Source organism: Pseudomonas sp. AC229 (genome assembly GCF_979254655.1).
On sequence record NZ_CEEDHK010000012.1, the window covers coordinates 206807 to 213944 of the forward strand.

Here is a 7138-nt window from a genome sequence, read left to right on the forward strand (position 1 = left end):
CTAGCGGCTTTTGAGGTACGCGCGCCAGCCGCCGAAATGGCTGATGTCGCTGGCTCCGTCCAAGCCATAGGGCTCGCAGATAAACCCGTTCTCCCAGCTGCCATCGGCCAGTTGCACTTTGCCCAGACCGAGCGGCGCGGGAATGCCGGTGAGGAACGAGCCCAGCTCGCTGCTCGGCAATTCCCACACTTCCACCTCGATGGCGACGCCGCCCTCGGCGACACGCACCATGCCCGGTCGGAACGGTGGGCCGCCGGCCAGCGCCCAGAGTTGGTAGTCAGGTGAGCTGTGGGTGGCTGTTAATAGTCGGCCGCCGCGTTGTTTGAGTTGCCAGTTCAGTGGCAGTCCGTCCAGGTGCGCGCCACACACCACCACGCGTGCCAGGTCGTTGCGCGCGATGGCGCCCGGTGCGCTGAGGCTCAAGCTGCGTTCGCCCGCTAGCGGCAAACCGTGTTGACGCTGCAACCCATCGGCGAGGCCGAGCAGGTACTGGTCAGTGAACGGCCGCCCAAACAGCGTCACGCCCCAGGGCAAGCCATTGGCCATAAAACCCGCCGGCACGGCGATGGCGGCGTAGTCGAGCATGTTCATAAAGTTGGTGTAATAGCCCAGGTCGGAATTGCGTTTCACCGGCTCGGCGTCCAGTTCGGCCAGCGTCACAGGGCGCGGGTAGGCCGGGGTGAGCACGCAGTCCAGCTCGGCCATGGCGCGGTCGCACACGGCTTTGAGCTGCTGCAAACGGTACTGCGCGCGGAACAATTCGACCGCCGTGGTGCCCGGTGCTTTCGACAGCACGGCATGAATCACCGGCAACACGGCGTCGGGCTGCGCCTCGATCAGTTCGCCGGCCACGCTATAGCGTTCGGCCACCCACGGGCCTTCATAGAGCAGGCGCGCGGCTTCGGCGAAGGGTTCGAAATCCAGCTCCACGGCCACGCCGCCCAGCGCTTCGAGTTGCTTCACGGTAGCCGCGAACAGCGCCGGGCTTTCCGGGCAGCCGAGGAGCTCAAGCTGCTTCGGCACGCCGAAACGGAAGCCTTGGCGCGGTACGCCGAACGCGCTGCCATCGTTCCACAACGGATTCTTGCGGCTGTATTCATCGGCCGGATCGAGCGTCGCGGTGAGCGCCAACAGTTGGCTGGCTTCGCGCGCGGTGGCGGTGAAGTAAGTGACGCAATCCAGGGTGCGGCAGGCTGGCACGACGCCTGCGGTCGACAGCAGGCCTTTGGTGGCCTTCAGCCCAACCAGATTATTCAGCGCCGCCGGCACGCGGCCTGAGCCGGCGGTGTCGGTGCCCAGCGAAAAGCTCGCGACACCGAGCGCCACGGCCAAGGAGGAACCCGCGCTCGAACCGCCTGACGGATAGTCCGGGTGCACGCTGTTGCGGCACGGGCCGTAGGGCGAACGCGTGCCGTTGAGGCCGGTGGCGAATTGGTCGAGATTGGTCTTGCCCAGCGGCACGGCGCCGAGCGCCAACAGTTGCTTGACCAGGGTCGACGATTCGCTCGGCGTATAGGCAAACGCCGGGCAAGCGGCGGTGGTGGGAATGCCGGCCAGATCAATGTTGTCCTTGATCGCGAATGGCACGCCGAACAGCGGCAGGCTGTCGGCGCTTTTGCCGTCGAGGGCGGCGAGGTAGGGCTCCAGCTCTTCGGCCGTAAGCAAATGAATGAACAGATTGAATTCTGGATTCAGTGCTGCAGCGTGCTCACGCAGCGCGCCGATTAACTGACGCGGCGTAGTGGTGCCGGCCAGGTAGGCGGCTTTGACGGCGCTCAGGCGCAGGTCGAATGGGTGGGTCATGGTTGGCTCCAAACGTAGATAGCGAGCGAAACGCGATTTGTCCCCTCTGCCCGTTTACGGGAGAGGGTTAGGGAGAGGGTTTTAAAATTGCGTCGGACGCAGCCCTCTCCCCCGGCCCCTCTCCCGCAAGCGGGAGAGGGGAGCAAAGCCGTTGAGATTGTTTCGACCTCAGATTTCTTCCAGCACAACAACCCGCTGCCCAGCCCTGACCGCTGAGCCCGGTTGCACGCGCACTTCCTTGACCACCCCGTCACGCGGCGCCAACAGCGGAATTTCCATTTTCATCGACTCCAATATCACCAACACATCGCCGGCCTTGACGCTTTGCCCGGCCTCGACCTGCACCTGCCAAAGGTTGCCGGCAATATGGCTTTCAATGCTGTGTTGGCCCACGGCGAGTGGGGCGTCTTCGCCGAGTTCGGCCACCGCTTCTTCGCTGTCAAAATGGGCCTGGCCACTGGCGATCCAGCGCTCGCGCTCGGCGTTGAAGGCGCCTTGTTGCTGACGGCGGAAGGCACCGATGGTGTCGGCTTCCTTGGCGAGGAAATCCTGGTAGTCGGCGAGGTTGAGCACGCTGTGTTCGATCCGCAGCGGGTAACGGCCGAGGGGGAAGTCTTTGCGAATTTGCAGCAGTTCTTCCGCGCTCACCGGGTAGAAGCGAATCTGGTCGAAAAAGCGCAGCAGCCACGGTTTGCCGTCGAACGCTTCGACTTCGCGGTAGCGGTTCCACATCTGCAACGTGCGACCCACGAATTGATAGCCGCCGGGGCCTTCCATGCCGTACACGCACATGTACGCGCCGCCGATGCCCACCGAGTTTTCCGCCGTCCAGGTACGCGCCGGGTTGTACTTGGTGGTCACCAGCCGGTGACGCGGGTCCAGCGGCGTGGCCACCGGTGCGCCGAGGTAAACGTCGCCCAGGCCCATCACCAGATAGCTGGCCTCGAACACGGTTCGGTACACCTCGTCGAGATTGGGCAGGTCGTTGATGCGGCGGATGAATTCCAGGTTGCTCGGGCACCAGGGCGCGTCTTTGCGCACGGTGGTCATGTATTTTTCGATGGCCAACTGGCACGCCGGGTCGTCCCACGACAGCGGCAAATGCACGATGCGCGACGGCACTTCCAAGTTCTGCGCGGCGCACACCGCGTCCCACTCGCCGGCGATGATGCCGAGCAAATCGGTGAGGCTGAGGGTTTCCGGCTGGTAGTGCACTTGCAGCGAACGGATGCCCGGCGTCAGGTCGATCACGCCGTTCAAATGCTTGGCTTCCAGCGCCTGCATCAGCGCGTGGCCACGGAAGCGCAGCACCAGGTCCAACTCTGGCGCGCCGATTTCCACCAGCAAATGGGTGTCGCCGGAAAGGCGGGCGACGAGGCGGGTGTCGTTGTCGCCGAGGTCGAGCACGATGGGGGAAATTAACTCGGGAGAGGGCAGGCGAGAGGGGCTTTGGATTGTGGGATCAATGTTGGAACCGGCCCTCTCCCCCAGCCCCTCTCCCGCGAGCGGGCGAGGGGAGCAAAGCGGCGTCGCTGCAAGCAAACGTGCTTCGCTAATGCTGACGGCCGTGAACTGCACCTTATCCCCAGCCTTCAACTGCCCCAGTTGCCAAAGGTCTGCCTCAATAATCGTCACTGGGCACACAAAGCCGCCCAGGCTCGGGCCGTCCGGACCGAGGATTACCGGCATGTCGCCGGTAAAGTCCACGGCGCCGATGGCGTACGGGTTGTCGTGGATGTTCGAGGGATGCAGGCCGGCCTCGCCGCCACTCTCGCGCACCCATTGCGGTTTCGGGCCGATCAGGCGCACGCCGGTGCGGCTGGAGTTGAAGTGCACTTCCCAATGCGTGGCGAAGAAGGTGTCGATGTACTCGGGCGTGAAATATTCCGGCGCGCCATGGGGACCGTAAATCACACGAATGCTGCGCACGGCGGGCAGCGGCGGGCACAGTTCGCCGCCCAGTGCGGCGCCGTGGCTGTCATCGCTGAGCGCAGGAATATGCAGCACGTCGCCGGCACGCAGGGCGCGGCCGCCATGGCCGCCGAACTGGCCGAGGGTGAAGGTGCTTTTGCTGCCCAGATAATCCGGCACTTGCACACCGCCGCGCAGGCACAGGTAACTGCGCGCGCCGGCCCCGGCGATGGTGCCGACGCTTAGGGTGCTGCCGGCTTTTACCAGTAAGGCGGTATTCATCGGCTGAGCCGCGCCGTCGAGGCTCAGGGGAATGTCGGCGCCGGTTATCGCCACCACGGCGTCGGTGTTAAAGCGCAGCGTCGGGCCGCTCATGGTGATTTCCAGCGCGGCGGCGCCTTCTTCATTGCCGAGCAAACGGTTGCCCAGGCGCAGCGCCAGGCTGTCCATCGGGCCTGAAGGCGGTACGCCAACGGCCCAGTAGCCGAGGCGGCCGGGGTAGTCCTGCACGGTGGTTTGCGTGCCGGCGCCGAGCACTTCGAAGGTGTCGGCCTTGTAGACCAATTGTTCGAGGCAGCGGGTCCAGGGGTGGCCGCTGGCGAACGGTGCGTCTTTGATGATTTGGCGCAGGTAGTCGCGGTTGCTTTCCACGCCGTACAGCACGCTGTCGCCCAAGGCGTTGTAAAGCCCGGCGCTGGCTTCTTCGCGGGTCGGCGCCCAGGCGATGAGCTTGGCGATCATGGGGTCGAAGTACGGCGGAATTTCGCAGCCGGCCTCTACCCACGTGTCGATGCGCAGGGTTTTGCCATCGGCCGGCGGAAATTGCACGGCGGTCAGCAGGCCCGGGCTCGGCTGGAAGTCGCGGCCCGGATCTTCCGCATACAAACGCGCTTGAATGGCATGGCCGTTGGGGCGCAAGTGCTCGCTCAGTTCGCTCAGCGGCGGCAGGTCGCCAGCGGCCAGTTGAATCATCCAGCTGACCAGATCGACGCCCCACACTTGCTCGGTCACGCCGTGTTCGACCTGCAAGCGGGTGTTCACTTCGAGGAAATAAAACTGGCTGGCTTCGCTGTCGTAGACGAACTCGACGGTGCCGGCGCTGCGGTAGTTCACCGCCTTGGCCAGCTTGATGGCGGCGGCGCAGAGCTCGTCGACCATGCCAGCGGGCAGGTTGGTGGCCGGGGTTTCCTCCAGCACTTTCTGATTGCGCCGCTGCACGGAACAGTCGCGCACGCCGAGGGCGATCACCTCACCGGCGCCGTCGCCGAACACCTGTACTTCCAGGTGGCGGGCGCGCTGGATGTATTTCTCGATAAACACGCCGGCATCGCTGAAGTTGTTCTGGCCCAGACGTTTGACCGCGTCGAACGCCTCGCTCAATTCCTCGGCCGAACGGCACACGCGCATGCCGATGCCGCCGCCGCCCGCGGTACTTTTCAGCATCACCGGATAACCCACCTGCTCGCCCGCCAGCAGCGCGGCGTCGAGGTTTTCCAGCAGTTCGGTGCCTTCAAGCATGGCCACGCCGTGCTGTTTGGCCAGGGCGCGCGCCGTGTGCTTGAGGCCGAACACGCGCAGTTGCTCTGGCGTTGGGCCGACGAAGGCGATGCCGGCGGCTTCGCAGGCTTCGGCAAAAGCGGCGTTTTCCGAGAGAAAGCCGTAGCCCGGGTGAATGGCTTGGGCGCCGGTTTGTTGGGCGACGGCGAGAATTTTCTGCACCTGCAAATACGTGCCCGCCGCCGCGCCTTCGCCGAGGCTGAAGGCTTCGTCGGCTTGCTGAATATGCAAGCTGGCGGCGTCGGCCTCGGAATACACGGCCACGCCCTGCACCTCAAGCGCGCGCAGGGTGCGCAAAATGCGGCAGGCAATGGCGCCACGGTTGGCGATCAGCAGTTTGGTGAACATGGCGTTAAGCCCTCGAAAGGGGAGGCGGGCCGTCCCGCTGTATTTGGGTGTGCACCGGCGGTCGTCCGCGGTGTAAATGCTTTACTCGGTCGGTCCCCTCTGCCCGCTGCGGTCGCCCGGACAGGGGAGAGGGTTAGGGAGAGGGTTTTGAATCTGCGTCAGACGCAGCCCTCTCCCCCAGCCCCTCTCCCGCAGGCGGGAGAGGGGGGCTCACCTGCAAAACCTGCCCACTGCGGCTCTGGCACAGCGCAAACAACCACCGCCGAATCAGTCCCATACCAAGAACTCCGCCGGTGTCGGGTTGTAGCCGTTGCAGGGGTTGTTCAATTGCGGGCAGTTGGAAATCAGCACGATGACGTCCATGTGCGCCACCAACTCGACGTATTTGCCGGCAGCGGAAATGCCGTCTTCAAACGTCAGCCCACCTTCAGGCGTAACCGGCACGTTCATGAAGAAGTTGATGTTGGCGCTGATGTCGGCTTTGTTCAGGCGGCCGTCGTGCAGGCTGGCGCGCAGGAAGTTGTCGCGGCAGCTGTGCATGTAGCGTTTGTCGAGGGCGTAGCGCACGGTGTTGCTCTCTTGCGCGCAGGCGCCGCCGAGGGTGTCGTGGCGCCCGCAGGTGTCGGCGGTGATGGTCAGCAGCGGGTTGCCGAGGTTGGAATACAACACGGTGCCGGTGGTGAGGTACACGCGGTTCTGTTTGCGCAGGGTGCGTTGCACGTCGTAGCGCTCGCGCGGGTTGCGGGCGCTGTAGAACAAGGTGTCGACGGCCTGGTTTCCTTCCAGGTCGAGCAGGCGCAGGGTTTGCCCGGCTTTCACTTCTTTCAGGAACGGCTCACCGGCAGCAATGGTGGCGCGGTAAACGGCGGCTTCTTCATGGAAAGGGCTGTGGGTAAGCGACATGGTTAAAGCCCTCAGATGTACAGACGTTCGGTGTTGTGGAAGCCACGGTCGTTTTCCGGACGCGAGGTGCGGCACAGCACGCTGATGCCGTCTTCAGCCACTTTGCTGAAGCTCAGTTGCACCGGCTTTGGCGCGTAATCGGGGTTGGGATCCATGGGGTGTTGCAGGGCGGTGAGCACCACCAAGGTGTCCATCGGCGCGTACAGCTCGACGTAGTCGCCGGCCTTGGAATTGCCCTCGGCAAACTGGAAGCAGCCGTCGCTGTCGACCGTCACTTTGCTGAACAGATTGAGGGTCATGAGCAGGTCTTGCAGGTTGAGGTTCCACTTGCCCATTTCCACCAACAGGTTGTCGACGCCGTTGCGGAAGAAGCCGTTGCGCAGTTCCTGATAGCGGCCGGCGCCGTATTTTTCCTGTACCTCGGCGGCATTCAACACGCCGCCGAAACTGTCGTGCCAGCCGCAGGTGTCGGCGGTTATGGCGGCCAGAACACGGCCCATGTCTGAGTACAGGCAATGGCCGACGGTGAGCTTGGCGGTGTGCTGGCCCTTGAGGCTGTCGGGCAGGTTCAGGCGCTCACTTTTCTCGGCGGCATTGAGCAGCATGAGGCTGACGT

General features: G+C 64.1%; 4 protein-coding genes. All 4 read right to left on the bottom strand.

All coding sequences use genetic code 11. The annotated features are described in order from the left end of the window. Nucleotides 1–1803, bottom strand: a complete 1803-nt coding sequence (atzF, locus tag AC0IW7_RS17975) for an allophanate hydrolase (protein WP_471819802.1) — start codon at nucleotides 1801–1803, stop codon at nucleotides 1–3. A gap of 168 nt (nucleotides 1804–1971) precedes the next feature. Next, nucleotides 1972–5619, bottom strand: coding sequence for an urea carboxylase (gene uca, locus AC0IW7_RS17980; protein ID WP_471819803.1), 3648 nt, complete (start codon nucleotides 5617–5619; stop codon nucleotides 1972–1974). A 267-nt stretch (nucleotides 5620–5886) separates the two neighbouring features. Then, nucleotides 5887–6522, bottom strand: a complete 636-nt coding sequence (locus tag AC0IW7_RS17985; protein WP_122493774.1) for an urea amidolyase associated protein UAAP2 — start codon at nucleotides 6520–6522, stop codon at nucleotides 5887–5889. A gap of 11 nt (nucleotides 6523–6533) precedes the next feature. Next, nucleotides 6534–7138: urea amidolyase associated protein UAAP1 (locus tag AC0IW7_RS17990; protein WP_471819805.1), on the bottom strand; the 605-nt coding region annotated here is incomplete at its 5' end.

Bases quoted from the DNA above. Each gene is read 5' to 3' on its own strand.
- uca (WP_471819803.1), bottom strand. From the start codon at position 5,619: ATGTTCACCAAACTGCTGATCGCCAACCGTGGCGCCATTGCCTGCCGC.
- atzF (WP_471819802.1), bottom strand. From the start codon at position 1,803: ATGACCCACCCATTCGACCTGCGCCTGAGCGCCGTCAAAGCCGCCTAC.
- AC0IW7_RS17985 (WP_122493774.1), bottom strand. From the start codon at position 6,522: ATGTCGCTTACCCACAGCCCTTTCCATGAAGAAGCCGCCGTTTACCGC.